The organism is Allocoprococcus comes (genome assembly GCF_013300725.1).
Lineage (GTDB): Bacteria > Bacillota > Clostridia > Lachnospirales > Lachnospiraceae > Allocoprococcus > Allocoprococcus comes_A.
Genome location: NZ_JAAIMM010000030.1, coordinates 14253 through 36574 on the forward strand (window position 1 = coordinate 14253; position 22322 = coordinate 36574).

Annotated in this window: 20 protein-coding genes and 1 other annotated feature; of the genes, 15 read left to right on the forward strand and 5 right to left on the reverse strand. The window is 43.8% G+C overall.

The window, feature by feature from the left end:
• Window positions 1-151 precede the first annotated feature (151 nt).
• Window positions 152-1876, forward strand: coding sequence for an ABC transporter ATP-binding protein (locus G4407_RS13805; protein WP_173689339.1), 1725 nt, complete (start codon window positions 152-154; stop codon window positions 1874-1876).
• Window positions 1877-2042: 166 nt separating this feature from the next.
• Here G4407_RS13805 and sdaAA read toward each other — a convergent pair whose 3' ends face one another.
• Both sdaAA and sdaAB read right to left on the reverse strand, forming a co-directional pair.
• Entirely contained in the window at window positions 2043-2912 is an 870-nt protein-coding gene (gene sdaAA / locus G4407_RS13810) for an L-serine ammonia-lyase, iron-sulfur-dependent, subunit alpha (protein ID WP_173689340.1), read from the reverse strand.
• A 20-nt stretch (window positions 2913-2932) separates the two neighbouring features.
• Window positions 2933-3601: an L-serine ammonia-lyase, iron-sulfur-dependent subunit beta gene (gene sdaAB, locus G4407_RS13815; protein WP_173689341.1), complete on the reverse strand. Its 669-nt coding sequence runs from the start codon at window positions 3599-3601 to the stop codon at window positions 2933-2935.
• A 143-nt stretch (window positions 3602-3744) separates the two neighbouring features.
• Here sdaAB and G4407_RS13820 point away from each other — a divergent pair, with 143 nt between their 5' ends.
• The 10 genes from G4407_RS13820 (at window position 3745) to G4407_RS13865 (ending at window position 15201) form a co-directional block, all read left to right on the forward strand.
• Entirely contained in the window at window positions 3745-4626 is an 882-nt protein-coding gene (locus G4407_RS13820; protein WP_173689342.1) for a LysR family transcriptional regulator, read from the forward strand.
• 14 nt (window positions 4627-4640) lie between these two features.
• Complete coding sequence (locus tag G4407_RS13825) at window positions 4641-6701, forward strand: ATP-binding protein (protein WP_173689343.1); 2061 nt, start codon at window positions 4641-4643, stop codon at window positions 6699-6701.
• Between the two features lie 53 nt (window positions 6702-6754).
• Window positions 6755-7012 (forward strand) — a binding site (T-box leader).
• A 246-nt stretch (window positions 7013-7258) separates the two neighbouring features.
• On the forward strand, window positions 7259-8719 hold the full coding sequence (gene trpE / locus G4407_RS13830) for an anthranilate synthase component I (protein ID WP_173689360.1): 1461 nt from the start codon (window positions 7259-7261) through the stop codon (window positions 8717-8719).
• A complete protein-coding gene (locus G4407_RS13835; RefSeq protein ID WP_173689344.1) occupies window positions 8719-9285 on the forward strand; it encodes an anthranilate synthase component II in 567 nt (188 codons plus the stop codon). Before trpE ends, G4407_RS13835 begins: the two co-directional genes overlap by 1 nt.
• A gap of 141 nt (window positions 9286-9426) precedes the next feature.
• On the forward strand, window positions 9427-10449 hold the full coding sequence (trpD, locus tag G4407_RS13840; RefSeq protein ID WP_173689345.1) for an anthranilate phosphoribosyltransferase: 1023 nt from the start codon (window positions 9427-9429) through the stop codon (window positions 10447-10449).
• A gap of 9 nt (window positions 10450-10458) precedes the next feature.
• Complete coding sequence (trpC, locus tag G4407_RS13845; RefSeq protein WP_173689346.1) at window positions 10459-11244, forward strand: indole-3-glycerol phosphate synthase TrpC; 786 nt, start codon at window positions 10459-10461, stop codon at window positions 11242-11244.
• Window positions 11245-11868 carry a phosphoribosylanthranilate isomerase gene (locus G4407_RS13850; RefSeq protein ID WP_173689347.1) on the forward strand — a complete coding sequence of 208 codons (624 nt, stop codon included), beginning with the start codon at window positions 11245-11247 and terminating at the stop codon, window positions 11866-11868. It begins immediately after the preceding gene.
• A complete protein-coding gene (gene trpB / locus G4407_RS13855) occupies window positions 11861-13045 on the forward strand; it encodes a tryptophan synthase subunit beta (protein ID WP_173689348.1) in 1185 nt (394 codons plus the stop codon). Before G4407_RS13850 ends, trpB begins: the two co-directional genes overlap by 8 nt.
• Window positions 13038-13820: a tryptophan synthase subunit alpha gene (gene trpA, locus G4407_RS13860; RefSeq protein WP_173689349.1), complete on the forward strand. Its 783-nt coding sequence runs from the start codon at window positions 13038-13040 to the stop codon at window positions 13818-13820. The genes trpB and trpA overlap by 8 nt, the downstream gene beginning before the upstream one ends.
• Window positions 13821-14022: 202 nt before the next feature.
• On the forward strand, window positions 14023-15201 hold the full coding sequence (locus G4407_RS13865) for an iron-containing alcohol dehydrogenase (protein WP_173689350.1): 1179 nt from the start codon (window positions 14023-14025) through the stop codon (window positions 15199-15201).
• Between the two features lie 99 nt (window positions 15202-15300).
• Here the strand turns inward: G4407_RS13865 and G4407_RS13870 are convergent, their stop codons facing one another.
• On the reverse strand, window positions 15301-15924 hold the full coding sequence (locus G4407_RS13870) for a flavin reductase (RefSeq protein WP_173689351.1): 624 nt from the start codon (window positions 15922-15924) through the stop codon (window positions 15301-15303).
• Between the two features lie 92 nt (window positions 15925-16016).
• Window positions 16017-17291, reverse strand: a complete 1275-nt coding sequence (locus G4407_RS13875; protein WP_173689352.1) for an MATE family efflux transporter — start codon at window positions 17289-17291, stop codon at window positions 16017-16019.
• A gap of 435 nt (window positions 17292-17726) precedes the next feature.
• Between G4407_RS13875 and G4407_RS13880 the strand changes: the two genes are divergently transcribed.
• Window positions 17727-17906, forward strand: a complete 180-nt coding sequence (locus G4407_RS13880) for a DNA-binding protein (protein ID WP_173689353.1) — start codon at window positions 17727-17729, stop codon at window positions 17904-17906.
• 170 nt (window positions 17907-18076) lie between these two features.
• On the opposite strand, the gene nagB is transcribed toward G4407_RS13880, so the two are convergent.
• Complete coding sequence (gene nagB, locus G4407_RS13885) at window positions 18077-18808, reverse strand: glucosamine-6-phosphate deaminase (RefSeq protein WP_173689354.1); 732 nt, start codon at window positions 18806-18808, stop codon at window positions 18077-18079.
• Window positions 18809-19086: 278 nt separating this feature from the next.
• On the opposite strand from nagB, the gene G4407_RS13890 reads away from it, so the two are divergent.
• The 3 genes from G4407_RS13890 (at window position 19087) to G4407_RS13900 (ending at window position 22311) form a co-directional block, all read left to right on the forward strand.
• Entirely contained in the window at window positions 19087-19776 is a 690-nt protein-coding gene (locus G4407_RS13890; RefSeq protein WP_015529448.1) for an N-acetylmannosamine-6-phosphate 2-epimerase, read from the forward strand.
• A gap of 62 nt (window positions 19777-19838) precedes the next feature.
• Window positions 19839-20756: a dihydrodipicolinate synthase family protein gene (locus tag G4407_RS13895; RefSeq protein ID WP_006427785.1), complete on the forward strand. Its 918-nt coding sequence runs from the start codon at window positions 19839-19841 to the stop codon at window positions 20754-20756.
• 49 nt (window positions 20757-20805) lie between these two features.
• Window positions 20806-22311, forward strand: coding sequence for a sodium:solute symporter family protein (locus tag G4407_RS13900; RefSeq protein ID WP_173689355.1), 1506 nt, complete (start codon window positions 20806-20808; stop codon window positions 22309-22311).
• Window positions 22312-22322 lie beyond the last annotated feature (11 nt).

The window sequence follows — 22322 nt, forward strand, 5'->3', positions numbered from 1 at the left end:
AAAAAGATGAAGGAAAGGAAATTCCAAAAGTAATTTGAGAATAAGGTGGAAATAACGAAAGATTCCAGATATAATAACAATATATGATTTTGGGGACAAGGAGGTAAAGTGTGATAAAACGGGGAATCCGGACATTGCACAAAAGAAAGTGATGCATACACTGAAAAAATTTGTAAAATATTATGCGCCGTACAGGACAGTATTCTTTCTGGATCTGATCTGTGCGGCGATCATCAGTCTGGTGGATCTTGCATTTCCACAGATTTTACGATCACTGACAAAGACTTTATTTATAGAGGATCCGTCACAGATTCTTGGAGCACTTTTGCCGATCGGACTGGCTTTGCTTGTGATGTATATCATACAGACGTTTTGTAAATATTATGTCAGTTATCAGGGCCATATGATGGGGGCACATATGGAACGGGATATGCGCCAGAAGTTATTTGATCATTATGAGAGACTTTCTTTTTCTTATTATGACCAGAATAATTCAGGACAGATGATGAGTAAGCTGGTATCGGATCTGTTTGACATTTCCGAGTTTGCACACCATGGACCGGAGAATTTATTTATATCTGTGATCAAAATTGTCGGATCGTTCATATTTTTGTTTCTTATCAACTGGAGGCTGGCGGTTCCGCTGCTTGTGATGGTTGTATTTATGCTGATCTTTTCTTATAAGCAGAACCGTCAGATGCAGGAGACTTTTATGGACAACCGGAGAAAGATCGGGGATGTCAATTCCAGTCTGCAGGATACGCTTGCGGGAATCCGTGTGGTGCAGTCTTTTGCAAATGAAAAGATTGAACGGGAGAAATTCAAGAAAAGCAATGAAGGATTTCTGGTATCCAAAGATGCAAACTATCATTGTATGGGAAGCTTTATGAGCGGCAATCTTTTCTTCCAGGGAATGATGTATCTGATCACATTAGTGTTCGGTGGATGGCTGATCGCACATGGGAAAATGGAAGCTGCAGATCTTGCCATGTATGCGCTTTACATCGGAATTTTTATCAGCCCGATCCAGATTCTTGTGGAGCTTACCGAGATGATGCAGAAAGGTCTTTCCGGTTTCCGGCGCTTTCTGGATGTTGTGGAGACGGAGCCGGAGATTGTAAATGCACCGGATGCGAAGCCGCTTGAAAATGTAAAGGGTGAAGTGGAATATAAAGATGTTTCTTTCCATTACAGCGACGATGATACGCCGGTACTGGATCGGGTATCCTTTAAGATCCCGGCTGGCAGATCCATTGCCCTTGTGGGACCGTCTGGAAGTGGAAAGACGACGATCTGTTCCCTGCTTCCGAGATTTTATGATGTGACCGGAGGTGTGATCACGATCGACGGGCAGGATGTAAGAAAGCTGACACTGGAAAGTCTGAGAAGCCAGATCGGGCTGGTACAGCAGGATGTCTATCTGTTCTGTGGATCGATCAGGGAAAATATTGCTTATGGAAAACCGGGGGCATCGATGGAAGAAATTATCGATGCGGCGAAGAAGGCAAATATCCATGAATTTATCATGTCCCTGCCGGATGGATATGACAGCTTTGTAGGAGAACGAGGAACCCGTCTGTCGGGTGGACAGAAGCAGAGGATTTCGATTGCAAGAGTATTTCTTAAGAACCCACCGATCCTCATTCTGGACGAGGCGACCAGTGCGCTTGACAATGAGAGTGAGCGCTGGATCCAGCAGAGCCTGGAAGAGCTTGCGAAGAACCGGACCACGATCACGATCGCTCACCGGCTTTCTACGATCCGCAATGCAGATGAGATTCTTGTGGTTGCAAATAATGGAATCGCTGAACGGGGAAATCATGATGAATTGCTTGAGCAGGGTGGAATTTATGCACATTATTATGAGATGTCATGATAGTAAGTGAGAAAATCAAAATAAGTAAACAAAAAAGCTTCTTTTCAGAAAAACAGGAGGGCCGTTTCTGAAAAAGAAGCTTTTCATTTATAAAAAGCCAAAGCTTTTTATATCGTAAAATTGCAAGCAGTGTGTGTTGGTCTATATTTGCAAAACATTACACAGCTTAATCACACATATGGCAGGCTGCGCATGCAGAAGGTGTCGTTGCGCATCCGCCGAGGGCTGTCTCGCGAAGCTCTGCCGGAAGACGCTTTCCTACAGTGTACACAGCTTCCAGCATTTCATCGAATGGAATCAGCTGGCGTACTCCGGAAAGGGCGATCTCTGCAGCGATCGTTGCATTTGCCACACCGGCAGCATTACGGTTCTGACAAGGATATTCGACCAGTCCGCCGACCGGGTCGCAGACCAGACCGAGCATGTTCATAAGAACAGTGGATGCTGCGGCAAGGGACTGTTCCGGGGATCCGCCCATCAGTTCAACGGTTGCGGATGCCGCCATTGCAGATGCGATTCCGACTTCTGCCTGACATCCGCCGACTGCTCCGGCGACAGTTGCATTGCGCATAGCAAGATAGCCGATCGCGCTGGCATTATAAAGTCCCTGCTTGATCTGTTCATCGGAAAGATCATAGGTTTCCTGGAGGGCAAGCAGAAGTCCCGGAACGATACCGGCAGATCCGGCAGTCGGGGAGGCTACGATCACACCCATGGAAGCATTGGTTTCCAGAGTTGCCATCGCGTAAATGACAGCTCTTTCCAGAAGATCCCCGCAAAGACTTTTTCCGGCATCTTTGTGATCTGAGATTTTTTTTGCTTCGCCACCGATCAGTCCACCCATGGATTTGACCGGGGTATGGATCGGAGTAGAAGCGGCTGATTTCATGATCTCAAGAACACGGTCCATTTTGCGGTCTGTCTCTTCCGGATCCTGTTCTCCTTCTGTGAGCTCTCTCTGAAGCATTACAGCAGAAATTGAAAGGTTCTGTTCCTGACAGACTTTTAATAATTCTTTTGCATTTCTAAAATCCATAATCTGTATTCTCCTTCCAATTACATCTGAACAACCATAACGTTGTATACATTTTTGTTTCTTCTAATTGTATCTGCGATATCTTCCGGTACCAGATCATCGGATTCTACGATGGTATAAGCGGTATTTCCTTTGGATTCGCGAAACAGACGCATGAATGCGATATTGATTCCAAGTTCGCTGAGGCATTTGGTAATGTAAGCAACAACGCCCGGTGCATCTTTCTGGACAACGACGATCGAGCTGTATTCTCCGGTAAAATCAACCTCTACACCGTTGATCCGGCACAGGCGGGCTTTTCCGCCGCCGAGAGATTCTCCGCGGATCGTCATCTCCTGCCCTTTTTCATTTACCATCAGGATATCAACGGTATTCGGGTGCACGTCGGTTTCTACGTTGTTCGGAATGAAAGAATATTCGATTCCGTTGTCTGTTGCGATCTGGAAGGAATCGCGGATGCGCACGTCATCGGTGGCAAACCCCATAATACCGCCGAGAAGAGCACGGTCCGTACCATGACCATGATAGGTTTTGGCAAAAGATCCATAAAGGGTAAATTCTACTTTTTTAAGAGAACCGGTGAGAAGCTTTCTTGCAAGCAGAGCGATTCTGGCAGCTCCTGCAGTATGGGAGCTGGATGGTCCGATCATATTCGGTCCCATGACATCAAAAACACTGATAAAGGACATAGTAAACCTCCTGTAAAATAATAGTTTCACGTACGTAAAAAGGATTGACGTCTTATTAGTTATATTGTACCATCAACTTATGAGTGAAACAAATTCATAGATTTTATGAAGATGTTGAAAATTTTTCATAATGGAGTTAGAAGATGGAATTACGTCAATTACAGACTTTTATACAGATCGCGCAGATGCAGAGCTTTTCCAGAACGGCAGAGATGCTGGGGTATTCGCAGTCGGCAGTGACGGTTCAGATCCGCCAGCTGGAAAACGAACTTGGGAAAAGGCTGTTCGACAGGACAGGAAAGAAAGTGGTGCTTACTCCGCAGGGGGAAGAATTTCTGGAGCATGCTAACCGGATCCTTTATGATGTTCATCAGGCAAAAGCATCCATGAATGATACGGATGAATTGAAAAATCCACTTCACATCGGGACGATCGAGTCTCTGTGTACGGTGAAATTTCCAAAGATCATAAGGAAATTCAGGGAACAGTATCCCAGGGTTTCTATCCGGATCACGGTAGATTCTCCGGAAAAGCTGATCCAGATGATGGAACATAATGAACTGGATCTGATTTATATTCTGGATACACCAAGATGGGACAGCAACTGGATCAAGGTGATGGAGAAGGCAGAACCGGTTATGTTTGTGACATCGGTCAGTCATCGATTGGCAAAAGAAAGAAATTTATTGCTTGATGATCTGCTGAAAGAGCCTTTTTATCTTACAGAGCGCAATGCCAATTACAGGCAGGCACTTGATGGTCAGCTGGCGTTAAGAAGAAAAGAGCTTTCTCCGATGCTGGAGATCAGTGATACTGCATTTATCAAAAAAATGCTGATGCGTGGGGGAGGCGTTTCATTCCTGCCGCGTTTTGCAGTGGAAGATGATATTGAGAAAAAGAAACTCACACTTTTGGATGTGAAAGATATAGAAATTACGATGTATCGTCAGATTTTCTATCATAAAAACAAGTTCAAAACAAAAGAGATGGAGAAATTTACAGAGTTTGCTCTGGAGGACAACTAAGAGAAAATACAGCTATGGATAAGAAAAAATATACTGGGAGAATCCGGAACAAGACAATACTGGTATTTATTGTTATGTTTATCGGGATAAATTGTGCGGTGCATTTGCAGATAATGAACCGCATAAATGAAGAAAAATTAAAAGCGACGTATACAGCGGAGGCTACAGTCCGGAGAATAGAGGCGCAGATTAATAAATATCTGTCAAAATCCGATCTGCTGAAACAGATCATTGAGTCCGGAAGTACGATATCCGATGAACATTTTACGGAGCTTTCCGGGTTTATGATGGCCGATGATGATGTGATCGATGTGATCGAACTGGCAAAAGGCGGCACCGTATCGTCTGTGTATCCGCTGAGTGGGAATGAAGAAGCAATGGGACTGGACATGCTTACTGACCCGGATCGGAAGACAAGTGCAACAATCGCAAAAAACAGTGGAGAATATACGATCGCAGGTCCGTTTCAGCTGGTGCAGGGCGGAGATGGCGCATTATTATTCGATCCGGTCTATGTGAAAGGAGAAAACGGGCAGGAAGAATTCTGGGGATTTACGATTCTGGTTATTGACTGGGAGAAATTTATAGATGAGGTTAAGCTGGAAAAGCTGGAGGAAGCATCTTATCATTATCAGGTATGGAAAAAGAATCCTGTCACAGGTAAAAAGCTCACGATTGCGCAATGCGAGGAACCGGTGATGGATAATGCCCTGGAAGTCGTATGTGAGGTTCCGAATGATACCTGGTATTTTGAAATATGCCCGAAAGAAGGATGGTATTCCAAATCACAGCTTTGGCTGAACAGTCTGTTAGGTGCACTCCTTGCGGTCCTGATCGCGATGCTGTACTGGCAACGTGGAATGCGGAGTTATAAGGAGGCGCGTTACGCAGAAGAAATCAAAAAGTCGGCAGAGGAAGCGAAGGCGGCGAACACTGCGAAGACAGGATTCCTTTCCCGGATGAGCCACGATATAAGGACACCGTTAAATGGAATTATCGGTTTACTTAAGATTGACGCGAAGCATCCGGACGACAGAGAACAGGTAGATAAAAACCGGGAGAAAATGCTGGTAGCAGCCAATCATCTTCTGGCACTGATCAATGATGTGCTGCAGATGAGCAAACTGGAAAGTGGAGAGATGGTTCTGGCACATGAGGTGGTAAATTTAAATGAGTTATCGCGGGATATTCTGACGATCATGGAGCAACGTGCAGCAGAAGCAGGTGTTAACATAGAGTATGACAGAACATCGGATAAGGTAGAGTTCCCGTATGTGTATGCGAGTGCATTACATGTCCGTCAGCTTTTCCTGAATGTGTATGGGAACTGTGTGAAATATAATCAGGTTGGTGGAAAAGTAAAGATCCGTCTGGAAAATTTAGGGTTAAAGGATGGAATTGTCACCTATCGATGGATCATTTCAGATACGGGAAGAGGGATGAGCCAGGAATTCCTGAAGCATATCTTTGAACCGTTTGCGCAGGAGCATACGGACGCAAGAAGTGTTTATAACGGGACCGGACTTGGAATGGCAATTGTCAATACACTTGTCCACAAAATGAATGGTACAATCGAAGTGAGCAGTACAGAGGGAAAGGGCAGTACATTTATCATCACGCTTCCTTTCGAGGTGGCACAGGAAAAGAAAAAGGTGGAGAGCCTTCCGGAAGAGGAGACTCCGAGTATCTCTGGACTCAGTCTTCTGCTTGCGGAAGACAATGAGCTGAATGCGGAGATTGCAGAGGTATTGCTGAAGGATGAAGGCGCTCACATTACTCTGGTGAAGGATGGACAGCAGGCGGTCGATGCATTTGTCGGAAGTGAACCGGGAACTTTTGATGCGATCCTGATGGATATCATGATGCCAAACATGGATGGAATCACTGCAACGAAAAGGATCCGCACGATGAACCGGCAGGATGCAAAAGATATTCCGATCATTGCAATGACGGCGAATGCATTTGAAGAGGATGCCAGAAGATGTATGGAAGCAGGAATGAATGCACATCTGCCGAAGCCATTTCAGATGAACAAAGTAATTGAGACAATTGCGGAATTTTGCAAAAATAAATAAAAAAATCAGTTGACAAATGGAAAATGTCAGCATATACTACAACTAATTAAAGCAATAAACCGATGAACAAGAGGAGTAAGTAAAGATATTTATTTCCAGAGAGCTGCCGATGGTGGAAAGGCAGTAGTAACAGTTTTTACCGAATGGACTTGTGAGGGCAGCTTGAAACTGCAGAGCAGGAGTAGACGCTGACGGGATGCTCGCCCGTTACCAAGGAGATGTGTATGTCAGTACGCAGTTGAGAGGTCGGCGCAGACCGACAATAAGGGTGGTACCGCAGAAGTAGAATTTCAAGAGCTTTTGTCCCTGTATAAGTGAAAAACTTATACGAGGACAAAGGCTCTTTTTGCGTGCTACAAAGAGGGCGTGCACGTCCGAAAAAGAATCATTTTGTGCTCGCACAAAGAATGATTCTTTACAGGACGTATAAGCAGTCTTCACACGACCGAGATGCAGCGTAGCGTAATCGAGGTGTGTAAAGACGCACGCCCGGTGTAAATCATTCAAAAACAAGCTTACTCAACATAAAAACAACAACGAAAATTCAGGAGGAAAGAATCATGTACCCAGATTGTGATGAAATTTTAAAAATGGCACCGGATTATGACATCATTCCGGTTTGCCGTGAGATTTACGCAGACGTTATTACACCGATCACACTTCTACGGAAGCTCGCAGCAGTCAGCAAACGCTATTATCTGCTGGAGAGTGTAGAGGGAGGCGAAAAGTGGGGACGTTATTCTTTCCTTGGGTTTGATCCGGTGATGCGTGTAAAATGCAGTTGTGGAAAAGTAACGATAGAAAAGGACGGCGAAGAAACGGAAAAGGTGACAGACAAACCGCTTGAAGTGCTGCGGGAGATCCTGAAAGATTATAAAGCGCCGCGGCTTGCCGGACTGCCACCATTTGCCGGAGGATTTGTCGGATATTTTGCTTATGCGATGATCGGATACGCAGAGCCGAAGCTGAAGATCAAAAAAGGAACCTTCAATGATTACGATATGATGCTTTTCGATAAAGTGATTGCCTATGACCACCTGAAACAGAAGATCAGCATTATCGTCAACATGAAAACAGATAAGGTGATGGAGAATTATGGAAAGGCAACCGCACAGATCCAGGATCTGGCAAACCTGATCCGAAGCCAGCAGACAGCAGATATCCCGGTGTCAAAAAGTAAGATTGATTTTACCTGCAACGTCAGTAAAGAAGAGTATTGCAGGCTGGTTGAAAAGACAAAAGAGTATATCGTGGACGGAGATATTTTCCAGGCAGTCATTTCCAGACAGTTTTCCAGTCCGTATGAGGGAAGTCTGATCAATCCTTACCGGGTGCTCAGAACCACGAACCCATCTCCGTACATGGTTTACATGAAGATTGATGACGAAGAGATCATGAGTACCTCGCCGGAGACGCTTGTCCGGCTGGAAAATGGCAGGCTTACCACATTCCCGGTAGCAGGATCCAGACCAAGAGGACTGACAGAAGAAGAGGATCAGGAACTGGAAGCAGATCTTCTTTCCGATGAAAAAGAGCTTTCCGAGCATAACATGCTGGTAGATCTTGGAAGAAATGATCTGGGGCGGATTTCCAAATTCGATTCGGTGGAAGTTACGAAATATATGATGATCCACAAGTATTCAAAGATCATGCACATCTGCTCACAGGTGGAAGGAGATATCCGGGATGACTGTGATGCACTCAGCGCGATCGAGTCTGTACTTCCGGCAGGAACTCTTTCCGGTGCGCCAAAGATCCGTGCATGCGAGATCATCGAGGAGCTGGAAAGCGAAGAGAGAGGTGTCTACGGAGGCGCACTCGGATATCTGGATTTCACCGGCAATATGGATACCTGTATTGCGATCCGGATGGCAGTCAAGAAAGACGGAAGAGTCTATGTACAGGCGGGCGGCGGAATTGTAGCCGACAGTATTCCGGAAAATGAATACCAGGAATCAGCAAACAAAGCAGCAGCTGTGATGAATGCGATCAAGGCAGCAAAGGAGGTACTGGAATAATGATTCTTTTAATTGATAATTACGACAGCTTTTCCTACAATCTGGTGCAGATGGCAGGAAGTATCAACCCGGATATTAAGGTCATCCGAAATGATGAGCTTACGGTAGAAGAAATTGAGAATCTGCATCCGGATAAGATCATCTTATCTCCGGGACCGGGATATCCAAAGGATGCCGGTGTGTGTGAAGAAGTAGTACAGAAGCTGCAGGGCAAGTTTCCGATCATGGGAGTCTGCCTTGGGCATCAGGCGATCTGCGAAGCCTACGGTGGTGAGATCATCCATGCAAAGGAACTGATGCATGGTAAAAAAAGCAACGTAAAAATTGACACAGCAAGTCCGATCTTTCATGGAATGCCGGAAGAAATCGATGCGGCAAGATACCATTCTCTGGCGGCGGATACCGAAAAGATACCGAGAACTTTAAAAGTGATAGCTACTGCAGATGACGGAGAAGTGATGGCAGTCCAGCACAAAGAGTATCCGGTGTACGGATTACAGTTTCATCCGGAATCGATTCTGACACCGAAGGGAAGGAAGATTCTGGAGAATTTCCTGGGGCTGTAGAGAGGAAAGGTGTTGCCTGGATCATATGGTATCGAACAGAAAGAAGAAGTAAGGATTTCAGGTACACGTGAAAATTTAACAAAATACATTTTACATAAAATAGCAGAGACAACAAGGCAGACAAGATGGAGGACAAAAATTATGATCAGAGAAGCAATTGCAAAGTTAACAAGAAAAGAAGATCTTACATACGAAGAGGCAAGAGGTGTCATGGAAGAAATGATGGATGGTACTGCAACTCAGGCGCAGATGGGAGGTCTTTTGATGGCACTTTCCATGCAGGGTGAGACCATTGATGAGATCACCGCATTTGCAGAAGTGATGCGTGAAAAGGGTGTGAAGATCAAACCGGAGAGGGAAGTCATTGATATCGTCGGAACGGGCGGAGACCAGGTGGGAACCTTCAACATTTCCACAACCTCTGCATTTGTAGTGGCAGCAGGCGGCGTGCCGGTTGCAAAGCATGGAAACCGCAGCGTGTCTAGCCGGAGCGGAGCGGCTGATGTTCTTGAAAAGCTTGGTGTGGAAGTTGCACTTACTGCGGAGCAGAATGAAAAAGTATTAAACGAGACTGGTATCTGCTTCATGTTTGCACCGGTTTACCACTCATCGATGAAATATGCGGCACCGGTCAGAAAGGAGCTGGGAGTGAGAACGGTATTCAATATTCTCGGACCTCTTTCCAATCCGGCAGCGGCAACCATGCAGCTTCTCGGTGTATATGATAAAGAGCTTGCAGGAACGATGGCAGAGGTACTTTCCAACCTGGGTGTGACCAGGGGCGTTGCCGTATGTGGCGAGGACGGGCTGGATGAAATTACACTCACCGGAGAAACGGATGTACACGAAATTCGTTTTGGAGAAATTACTTCTTATACGATCACACCGGAACAGTTCGGGCTGTCCAGATGCCCGCTTGCTGATCTGATCGGGGGAACACCGGAAGAAAATGCACAGATCACGATGGATATTTTGACCGGAAAAGAGACTGGGGCAAAGAGAGATGTGGTTCTGATGAATGCAGGTATGGCACTTTACCTTGGAATTGACGGAATCTCGCTTGCCGAAGGCGTGGAAAAAGCAAAAGAACTGATCGAGAGCGGAGCAGCACTTAAGAAGTACGAAGAGTTCCGTGAGGCAACAAAAGCAGTCGCAGCAAAATAGGAGAGGGCAATGATTTTAGAAAAGATTGCAGCAGATACGAAGCTGCGTGTGGAAAAAGCAAAAAGAAAGGTTCCGTATTCGGAAATCTGCAGAAGGGCAATGGCGATGGATGCCAATACCGGATTCCCATTTGAAAAGGCACTTGCAGAGCCGGGGATCCATTATATCTGTGAGGTGAAAAAAGCGTCCCCGTCAAAGGGTGTGATCGCGCAGGATTTCCCGTATCTGGAGATTGCGAGGGAGTATGAAAAAGCAGGGGCAGCCGCGATTTCCTGTCTGACAGAGCCAAAATATTTTCAGGGGAAGGATGCTTACCTGAAAGAGATTACGGAAAATGTATCGATCCCGGTGCTCAGAAAGGATTTTACCATTGATGAGTATATGATCTATGAGGCAAAGACACTGGGGGCTTCGGTGGTGCTTCTGATCTGTGCACTTCTGGATACCGAGACACTGAAAAGATACATAAAAGTTGCGGACCGGCTTGGCCTTTCCGCATTGGTGGAAGTCCATGATGAAGAAGAAATGCAGTCAGCGATTGAAGCGGGAGCAAGGGTAATCGGTGTAAATAACCGGAATCTGAAGGATTTCACCGTGGATATCGGTAACAGCATCCGGCTTCGCGGTCTGGCACCGAAAAATGTTCTTTTTGTGGCAGAAAGTGGGATAAAGACAGCGGAAGATATTGAAAAACTGCGCGAGGCGAAAGTGAACGGGGTATTGATCGGTGAGACACTGATGAGAAGCCCGGATAAGAAAGCGGCGCTTGAAAAACTGAATGGTGGAAGCTTATAAATGGGAAAAACTAAAATTAAAATATGTGGTCTGAAAAGACCGGAAGACATCGGGATCGTGAATCGCCTGAAGCCGGATTTTGTCGGGTTTGTATTTGCGGAAAGCAAGAGAAAAATTGACAAAAAACAGGCGGGAAAACTACGTGAAGCACTGGATCCGGATATTCCGGCAGTTGGAGTTTTTGTAAATGAACCGATTCAAAATGTCACAGAACTTTGCCGGGAAGGGATCATTCAGCTGGTGCAGCTTCACGGGAATGAGGATGACTGTTATATAGAAGAGATCAGGAAGAACCTGCCGGATACTCCGCTTATCAAGGCGGTGCGGGTGCAGTCAAAAGAGCAGATTCTGGAGGCAGAAAAGCTGGATGTGGATTATCTGCTTCTGGATACTTATGTAAAAGGGCAATATGGTGGCAGCGGAACCGGTTTTGACAAAGCACTGATCCCAAAGCTTACAAAGCCATATTTTCTTGCAGGTGGTCTGGATGCAGAAAATGTAAACGAAAATATTTCCAGATGCAATCCGTTTGCGGTGGATGTGAGCAGCGCAGTCGAAACGGATGGCGTGAAGGATGAAACAAAAATAGAGGAATTCATAGAAAGGGTACGAAATCATGAGTAAAGGAAGATATGGAGAATACGGCGGACAGTATGTGCCGGAAACACTGATGAATGCGGTGCATGAGGTAGAAGAAGCCTACGAGAAATATAAAAATGATCCGGAATTTAACCGGGAACTGGATGATCTGTTAAAGAACTATGCAGGTCGCCCGTCACTTTTATATGAGGCAAAGAAGATGACCAGAGATCTTGACGGAGCAAAGATTTATCTGAAACGTGAAGATCTCAATCATACCGGTGCACATAAGATCAACAACGTTTTAGGACAGGTGCTTCTTGCAAAGAAAATGGGAAAAACCCGTGTTATTGCAGAGACCGGAGCCGGACAGCACGGCGTGGCAACAGCAACAGCCGCAGCACTGATGGATATGGAATGTGAAATCTTTATGGGAAAAGAGGATACGGACCGTCAGGCACTGAATGTCTATCGTATGGAACTTCTTGGAGCAAAGGTACACGCAGTTACAAGCGGAACCATGACGCTCAAAGATGCGGTCAACGAAACGATGAGGGAATGGGCAAACCGTATGGATGATACTCTTTATGTATTAGGTTCTGTTATGGGACCACATCCATTTCCAATGATCGTCCGTGATTTCCAGAAGGTCATCGGAGAAGAGATCAAAGCGCAGATGCTGGAAAAAGAAGGACGTCTTCCGGATGCAGTGATTGCCTGTGTCGGAGGCGGAAGCAATGCGATGGGAACATTTTACGAATTTATTCCGGATAAGGAAGTCCGGCTCATCGGATGTGAGGCAGCGGGACTTGGTGTGGATACTGAGAAAAATGCGGCAACGATCGCAAATGGTACAACTGGAATTTTCCATGGTATGAAATCTCTGTTCTGCCAGAACAAAGACGGACAGATCGCACCGGTTTACTCGATTTCAGCAGGACTGGATTATCCGGGAATCGGACCGGAGCATGCAATGCTTGCAGCTGAAGGCAGAGCGGAGTATGTGCCGATCACCGACGAGGAAGCGGTAAATGCATTTGAATATCTGTCAAGAACGGAGGGAATCATCCCGGCAGTAGAAAGTGCACATGCGATCGCCTATGCAATGAAGCTGGCACCGACTATGGACAAGGATAAGATCATCGTTGTAACCGTATCCGGACGTGGAGATAAAGACGTAGCGGCAATTGCTAGATACAGAGGAGTGGAAATCTATGAATAAGATAAGCGAAGCATTTGAAAATAAAAAAGCATTTATCCCATTTATCACAGGAGGGGATCCGTCTCTGGATGTGACGAAAAAACTGATCCTTGCAATGCAGGAGGCAGGAGCAGACCTGATCGAGGTCGGAATCCCATTTTCTGATCCGATCGCAGAAGGACCGGTGATCCAGGAGGCTGATGAACGGGCACTTTCAGCGGGTTGTACTCTGGACAAATTATTTGATGCGATAAAAGAAGTAAAGGATGAGATCCATATTCCGATGGTATTTATGACTTATGTCAATCCAATTTTTACTTACGGAAAAGAGAAGTTCATGCAGCGATGTGTGGAATGCGGTATGGCAGGCGTGATCGTACCGGATGTTCCGTTCGAGGAAAAGGGAGAGCTTTCAGGAGTCTGTAAGGAATATGGGATCGAACTGGTATCGTTGATCGCGCCGACTTCTCATGAAAGAATCAAAATGATTGCAAAAGAAGCGGAAGGATTTCTCTATTGCGTGTCTTCACTTGGTGTTACCGGAGTCAGAAAGCAGATTACAACCAATATCGGTGAGATGATCGAGAAGGTAAGAGAAGTGACAGATATCCCTTGCGCGGTAGGTTTTGGAATTGCCGAGCCGGAGCAGGCAAAGGAGATGGCATCCCTTTCCGATGGTGCGATCGTGGGATCGGCAATCGTGAAGATCGTTGCAAAGTATGGTGAGGATTGTGTGCCGTATGTGGCTGAGTATGTGAAGAAAATGAAAGCGGCTGTAGAAGAAGCCGGAAAATAAAGAGATATGGGAAATGGCTGTCCGGGTGGCAGCCATTTTGTGTGCATATGGAAAAATACTGATTTTGGCTTGGATGTATTATGAAAATTTATTCGAAGAGCAGGGAGAGAATAATATTTTCTACGTCATCTTGCGAAGACCCAAAAAAGGATTTATACTAAAAATTAGCAGAAAATCATAAGAGGAAAGAAGGAAATAAAAGATGGAAAATTTCACATTTTATGCACCGACTTATTTTGCTTTTGGTAAGGATACTGAAAATGATACCGGAAAGTATGTAAAACGTTTTGGCGGCAACCGTGTACTGCTCCATTATGGCGGAGGTTCTGTCATTCATTCCGGACTTTTGGACCGTGTTAAAAAATCTCTGGACGGGGAAGGAATTTCTTATGTAGAATTAGGAGGCGTAAAGCCAAATCCGAGAAGTGGTCTTGTATATGAAGGAATTGATCTGTGCCGGAAAGAAAAAGTAGACTTTGTACTTGCAGTCGGAGGCGGAAGTACCATTGATTCCGCAAAGGCGATTGCGGCAGGTGCGGTTTACGATGGAGATTTCTGGGATTATTATGAAGGAAAGCTTGTCGAAGAAGCACTTCCGATCGGAACAGTTATTACGATTTCAGCAGCAGGAAGCGAAGGATCACCGGACTCTGTTATTACAAAAGAAGAAGGAATGTTCAAAAGAGGGGCAACCGGAGAAGCATTCCGTCCGAAATTCACGATCATGAACCCGGCACTTACACAGACACTTCCGGCATATCAGACAGCTTGCGGAATTACGGATATTATGGCACATCTGTATGAGCGTTATCTGACCAATACCGAAGAAGTAGAAGTGACAGACCGTATGATCGAAGGGCTTCTTCTGACGATGATCCATGAAGGACCGAGAGTCATTGCAGATCCGGATAATTATCAGGCAAGAGCAAACATTATGTGGGCAGGTATGATGGCACACAATAATTCCTGCGGAGTAGGACGTACACAGGACTGGACAAGCCACAACATTGAGCACGAATTATCTGCACTATATGACTGCGCGCACGGTGCAGGGCTTGCGGTTGTTATGCCGGCTGTATTTACTTATACACTGGAACACAATGTGATGCGTTTTGCGCAGGCTGCAGTCCGTGTCTGGGGCTGTCAGATGGATTTTGCAGATCCAAAGAGAACGGCACTGGAAGGAATTGAGGCACTTCGAAACTTTTTAATTTCGATTGGAATGCCAAAGAATTTTGCAGAGCTTGGAGCCAAAGAAGAAGATATTGAAAAGCTGGCACATACCTGTTGTTATGGAGATGTAAATACTGGTACAGTGGAAGGATTTGCAACTCTTGATCAGAAAGATGTGGAAAATATTTATAAACTGATGGTATTTTAGAAAAGAAATATCGGAAAACAGGAGATTTGGAAAAGGGAGTGCGTGACTTAAACTTAAGTCATACACTCCCTCTTTTTGAAACGTCTATTTTCCAACAGGCTATGCATTTTCATAAATCGGTTCGAAATCATCTGCGCCGTGTCCACAGAGCGGGCAGGTGAATTCTTCCGGAAGATTGCTTCCTTCGTATACATAATTGCAGATCTTACAGCGCCATCCGATAATCCTCTTATCCTCTTTTTTCTGTTCCGGTTTTGGCTTTATATGTGCCTGATAATCTGCGTAAGTCAGAGGCGGATTGTCACTTAAAAGTTTCGCATCGGTTACTTCAGCAATAAAAAGGGTATGTGTTCCAAGATCCTGTCTGGAAACTACTCTTGCGCTGAGAACAGAACATGCCTGCCATCCGAGGTAAGGAACTGCATTTTCATCTGCCGGTGCAGTAATATTTGCGAATTTATCAACATCTCTGCCGGACTGGAAACCGAAATGCCGGATCGTTTCAAAAGAGCAGGTCTGGTCAAGCAGGCTTAACGTAAAAATGCCGCTCTCTTTGATCAGATCACAGGTATAGTTGCTATTCAGCACAGAGATTGCGATCCGTACCGGATTATTCGCAACCTGGATGCAGGTGTTGGTAATACATCCGTTTATTACATTCCCAGAGCGTGTTGCGAGCATAAATACTCCATAAGATAAATTGTAAAGTGCTTTTTTATCCATATGACATTCCTCCTGACTTCTAAAACTTGATAATAAGAATAATTACTATAATTAAAATATACATGATAAAAGAAAAATTGTCAATTACAAAATCAGGATTTCCGGAAAATCAGAATCACAAAAAATGTGATGATTTCTGATCCTAAGAAGGAAAGCCAGATTCCATTCAGCCCCAGGATCTGTGAGAACAGGATCGCACAGAAAGCAATTGCGATAATGCCGCGCATGACAGAACCAAGGACGGCAGGACGTGCCCGGTCGATTGCGGAAAAATAGGCAACCAGCACAATATTGATACCGGCAACTAAAAAGCCAAGGAAATAAAGCCTGAGACCGGTATGGGCGTAAGCAAGCAGCTGGAGATTATGTTCGCTGTTAAAGATACTGATAAAGGTATCCGTAAATCCGTAGATCAGTACAACGATCACAAGCTCGATCAGAAGTGCTGCAGCAAGAGACCAGTTGAGAAATTTACGGACTAGATCATGTTTACCCTTTCCGTAACTCTGGCTGATCAGTGGCTGTGCACCCTGAGCAAGTCCGTTTAGGATCGCCATTGCGACCAGTGAAATATTTGCAACTACGCCGTAGGCTGCGATCCCGATATTTCCCGCAATGCGCAGGATCAGCATGTTAAATATAATCGTAATGACAGCGGAAGAAATTTCAGCAAAAAATGCAGAAACACCAAGCTGGCAGCATCCGATGATCCGGCGAAGAGAAGGTGTGCGCCAGTGAAATTCTACATGGTTATTCTTTCCAAGATAATGTGTCGAACATACCAGCATCGTCACAACCGGTGAAAGAGCGGTTGCAAGTGCAGCACCCAGAAATCCAAGATCCATAGGGAACATGAAAATATAGTCAAATAAAATATTAAAGAAGCTTCCGGAAATTGATCCGATCATGGCAGTTGAGGTTGCATGGTCGTTTCTTGCAAATGCCGTAAAGGTATAGTTTGACATAAAAAATGGGGTAAAGAGCAGGACGATACGCATATAATTACGTCCAAGCCGGATGAGCCCGGCATCTGCCCCTAAAAGTGCAAGTGCTTTATGCGGAATGAAGATTCCGGTGAGCATAAAAGGAATGCTGCATATGAGACACCAGAAGATGGACTGGGTAAAATAGTAGTCCGAAGATGCGCCTTTGGCGGTACTGATACTGTAGCGTGTGGCAGAACCGATCCCGATCATTGAACCGATTGCGAAAATCAGTCCGAATACCGGAAGGATCAGATTCAGGGCAGCAAGTCCGTCTGCGCCACATTTGTAAGAGATAAAAAAGGTATCTGCCAGAATGTAGATAGAGACACCGATCATTCCGGAAATACTTTGTGAGATATATTTTAAAAATTTCTTAAACATGTTTTTGAATTCCTCGTCTTTCTTAAAGCCAGATTAAATGAAATAACCATCTGTACCAGCCTGGTAATAAGCGGACTCTGATATCTCCAGATAAGAATAGCATAAACATACTGGTTTGTCGAAAAAATAATCTTGCAATTACTGCGTTAACGTGTTATAGTCTCATCTTTGACAGTTGGTTAGTTAAAAAAGTGCCACAAACCCTTTAAGGGTTTCGGGCTCTTTTTTTACTTTCGTGATACACTTTTTGTAGACAAAAGATATTGTGAAACAAATCTATGAGTAATTTCTTATATCCAAAAAGGATATTTTTATTCCGAAAATATATCCATTTTTCCAAAAAATAAAAAATTTCATAACTGATTTAGTAATACGCAATATTTTATCCCATATGTATTTTGAAAGAAAAAATACAGAACGAGGAGGATAAAAATTATGTATAAAACAGATGTATTTATTTCAGCAGAGGAAATTAAAGAGATAGTTGGTATTTCTAAATCAAAGGCCTACAGTCTTATTCAGGAATTGAATGCAGAGCTTAAAGAGAAAGGTTATTTAACTGTTACCGGAAGAGTGAGCAGAAAATATTTTGAAGAAAGATTTTATGGCTTGTAGTGATATCCGCTATACTGATCATTGCAGGAAGAAAAAAAGCAGCAGCTTTACAAAAATAGTCCGGCTGCCGCAAATATAATCGAATACAGAAAAAGATCCCGGTATGTGAAAGGACAATGAGCTGGATGCTCAAAAATGTCTGATTCACATACCGGGATTTTTTATTCATATTACATATCAATCTTACTGAGTGCTGCTTCATCAGCTACAATCGTAACATCATTATGTAACTGAAGAATAGAAGCAGGAACTTCCGGAGTAATTGGTCCGTATAAGACCTTTTTTAAGATATCTGCCTTATCTTCTCCGCTTACAACAACTAGAATTTTCTTGGCCTGCATGATATTCTTGATTCCCATTGTATAAGCCTGTCTCGGAACATCATCTTCAGATTCGAAGAAACGCTTATTGGCTTCAATTGTACTTTCTGTCAGATCTACGCAGTGTGTCTCTTTCTCAAAAGCGGCACCTGGTTCGTTGAATCCGATATGTCCGTTGTGTCCAAGACCGAGAAGCTGGAGGTCTACACCGCCCTGCTTACGGATGACTGCATTATAATCGTTGCAGGCTTTCGCGGAATCTGCTTCCAGTCCGTCCGGAACGAAAGTACGGGTTTTGTCGATGTTTACATGATCAAAGAGATTGGTATTCATGAAATATCTGTAGCTCTGATCATTTTCAGGACTGAGTCCTTTGTATTCATCGAGGTTTACACTTGTAACCTGGGAAAAATCAAGATCCCCTTTCTTATACCATTCGATCAGCTGTTTATATGTACCGACCGGTGAAGATCCGGTTGCAAGTCCAAGTACACAGTTTGGCTTCATAATAATCTGTGCAGAAATGATGTTTGCGGCCTTACGGCTCATATCCTGATAGTCTTTTGCTTTATAAATTACCATAATAAAATCTCTCCTTATTCTATTGTTTTTTTGTTTCTGAATATTAGTATATACATTATAAATGAATTTTCAAGTAAAATAGCATGAACTGAAACTACTTTCAAAAGTGGAAAGAAATTACCTGAAATTGTGCATATTGCATAAAAAACGGATTTTAAAATAGGCAAAACAGAGAGAAGTGTTGAAAAGGATAAAAGTAGTTTCAAGAACTACAAAGGTACTTGAAAATAAAATCGAACAATACTATACTGATTGCAGAACGAAGGAGGGAACAAAAAATGAATCAGAAAGTTGAAAATCTGAAGGGTAAATTAATTGTATCATGTCAGGCATTACCAGATGAACCACTACATTCTTCATTCATTATGGGAAGAATGGCACTGGCTGCAAAACAGGGAGGTGCAAGCGGAATTCGTGCAAATACAAAAGAAGATATCAAGGAGATCCAGTCACAGGTTGATCTGCCGATCATCGGAATCGTAAAAAGAGATTATGATGACAGTGATATCTACATTACACCAACGATGAAAGAAATCGAAGAACTGATGGAAGTAAAACCTGAAATCATCGCTATGGACGCTACTATTTCAAAGAGACCTGGCGGAAAGACATTAGATGAGTTCTTTAAAGAAGTAAAAGCAAAATATCCGGATCAGTTATTCATGGCAGACTGTTCTACAGTGGAAGAAGCACTGCATGCGGATGAACTTGGATTTGACTTCATCGGAACTACAATGGTTGGTTACACAGAGCAGAGCAAGGGCGATAAGATCGAGGCAAATGATTTCGAAATCTTAAGAAAGATTGTCGCAAAAGCAAAACACAGAGTAATCGCAGAAGGTAACATCAATACACCGGAAAAAGCAAAACATGTGATTGAGCTTGGTGCGTACAGTGTTGTTGTAGGATCTATTATCACAAGACCGCAGCTGATCACAAAATCATTTGTAGAAGAAATGGAAAGATAATTCTGCAAGGAACTTATTAAATTAAATTTATATAAAAAGACAAAGAAAAGGAGAAAGAAACCATGAGAAATCTTGAAAAGTACAAAGGCGTAATCCCTGCATTCTATGCATGCTATGACAACGAAGGAAATGTAAGCCCGGAAGGCGTTCAGGCACTGACAAAATACTTTGTAGAAAAAGGTGTGAAAGGTGTATATGTGAACGGTTCGTCAGGAGAATGTATTTATCAGAGCGTAGAAGACCGTAAGATCATCCTTGAGAACGTTATGAAAGCAGCAGAAGGAAAGCTTACAGTTATCGCACACGTTGCATGCAATAACACAAAAGATAGCCAGGAACTTGCAAGACATGCAGAAAGCCTTGGAGTTGATGCAATCGCAGCAATCCCACCGATCTACTTCCACCTGCCAGAGTATGCAATCGCTCAGTACTGGAATGACATCAGTGCAGCAGCACCAAACACAGACTTCGTAATCTACAACATTCCACAGCTTGCAGGAGTGGCTCTTACACAGGGACTTTTCGCAGAGATGAGAAAGAATCCTAACGTAATTGGTGTTAAGAACTCTTCTATGCCGGTACAGGATATCCAGATGTTCAAACAGGCAGCAGGCCCTGACTACATCATCTTCAACGGACCAGATGAGCAGTTCATGAGTGGACGTGTCATTGGAGCTGAAGGAGCAATCGGTGGTACATACGGAGTTATGCCGGAATTATATCTGAAATTAGACGAGTATGTAAGAGCCGGAAAGATGGAAGAAGCAAGAGAAATCCAGTATGCTTGTGATGAGATTATCTATAAGATGTGCTCTGCACACGGAAATATGTACGCAGTGATCAAAGCTATGTTAAAGATCAACGAAGGTCTGGAACTTGGCGGAGTAAGAGAGCCACTGCCAGCATTAGTAGAAGAAGACATGGCTATCGTTGAAGAAGCAGCTAAGATGGTTCGCGACGCAAAAGCTAAATATCTGTAAGATTATATAAAAAATACGTGAAAGAAAAATATCTGTAAGGAGAGAGACGATGCAAGGGTTTACCGTAGTAGATTTAGTCATTTTAGTAGTTTATCTCGCGGCTGTACTGTTCGCCGGCCTTCATTTCGCAAAGAAAGAAATGAAAGGAAAAGAGTATTTTAAAGGAGACGGAACTGTACCGTGGTGGGTAACTTCCGTATCAATTTTCGCAACACTGTTAAGTCCGATTTCATTCCTGTCATTAGCAGGAAACTCATACGCAGGAACATGGATCATGTGGTTCGCACAGCTTGGTATGCTGTTAGCTATCCCGATCACGATTAAATTCTTCCTGCCAATCTACAGCAAACTGGATATTGATACAGCATATCATTATCTGGAACTGAGATTCGGAAGCAAAGGACTTCGTGTACTTGGAGCTGTAATGTTCATCATTTACCAGATCGGACGTATGTCAATCATCATGTACCTTCCATGTATGGTACTTGGAAGTCTGACTGGAATCAGCGTAAACTTACTGATCATTATCATGGGTATCATTGCTATTATTTACTCATACACAGGAGGTCTTAAATCCGTACTTTGGACAGACTTCATCCAGGGATCTGTACTTCTGATCGGTGTTACATTTGCACTGATCTTCCTGTTAGCACACTTAGATGGTGGATTTGGAGCAATCGCACATGCACTGACAACAGAGCATAAGTTCCTTGCTGTAGATCAGCCAATCTTCAATGCTAATATTTTTAAAGACAGCGTATTCATCATGATCGTTGGTGCCGGATTCAATACAATGGCATCTTACGTATCAAGCCAGGATATTGTACAGCGTTTTACAACAACAACTGATACAAAGAAACTGAACAAAATGATGCTTGCAAACGGAGGATTATCAATCTTCATCGCAACAGTATTCTACCTGATCGGTACAGGATTATACGTATTCTATCAGCAGAATACACTTCCACCGGCAGCAGCTCAGGACCAGATCTTCGCATCTTACATCGCATTTGAGCTTCCGGTTGGTATAACAGGACTTCTGTTAGCAGCTATTTATGCAGCAGCACAGTCTACACTTTCTACAGGTCTGAACTCTGTAGCATCAAGCTGGACACTGGATATCCAGGCAAGACTTTCTAAGAAAGAATTAAGCTTTGAGAAACAGACAAAGATCGGACAGTATGTATCTCTGATTGTTGGTATCTTCGCAATCGTAGTTGCTATGGTACTGGCTAACGGCGGAGTAAAATCTGCATACGAATGGTTCAATGGATTCATGGGACTGGTACTTGGTATCCTGATCGGAACATTTATCCTTGGAGCATTTACAAAGGTTGCCAATACATTTGGTGCAGTATGTGCATTCATCGTTGCATCAGGCGTAATGGTATACATCAAATACTTCGTACCTGCTGATCACGTATCAATCTGGTCATACTCAATCATCTCAATTGTAGTATCACTGGTAATTGGTATCCCGGCAAGTATCATCTGGAGAAAGGCAAAAGGAGACAATTCCGTACCTGCTCCTAACACAACCATTTACAAAAACTAAGAAGGAGTGAC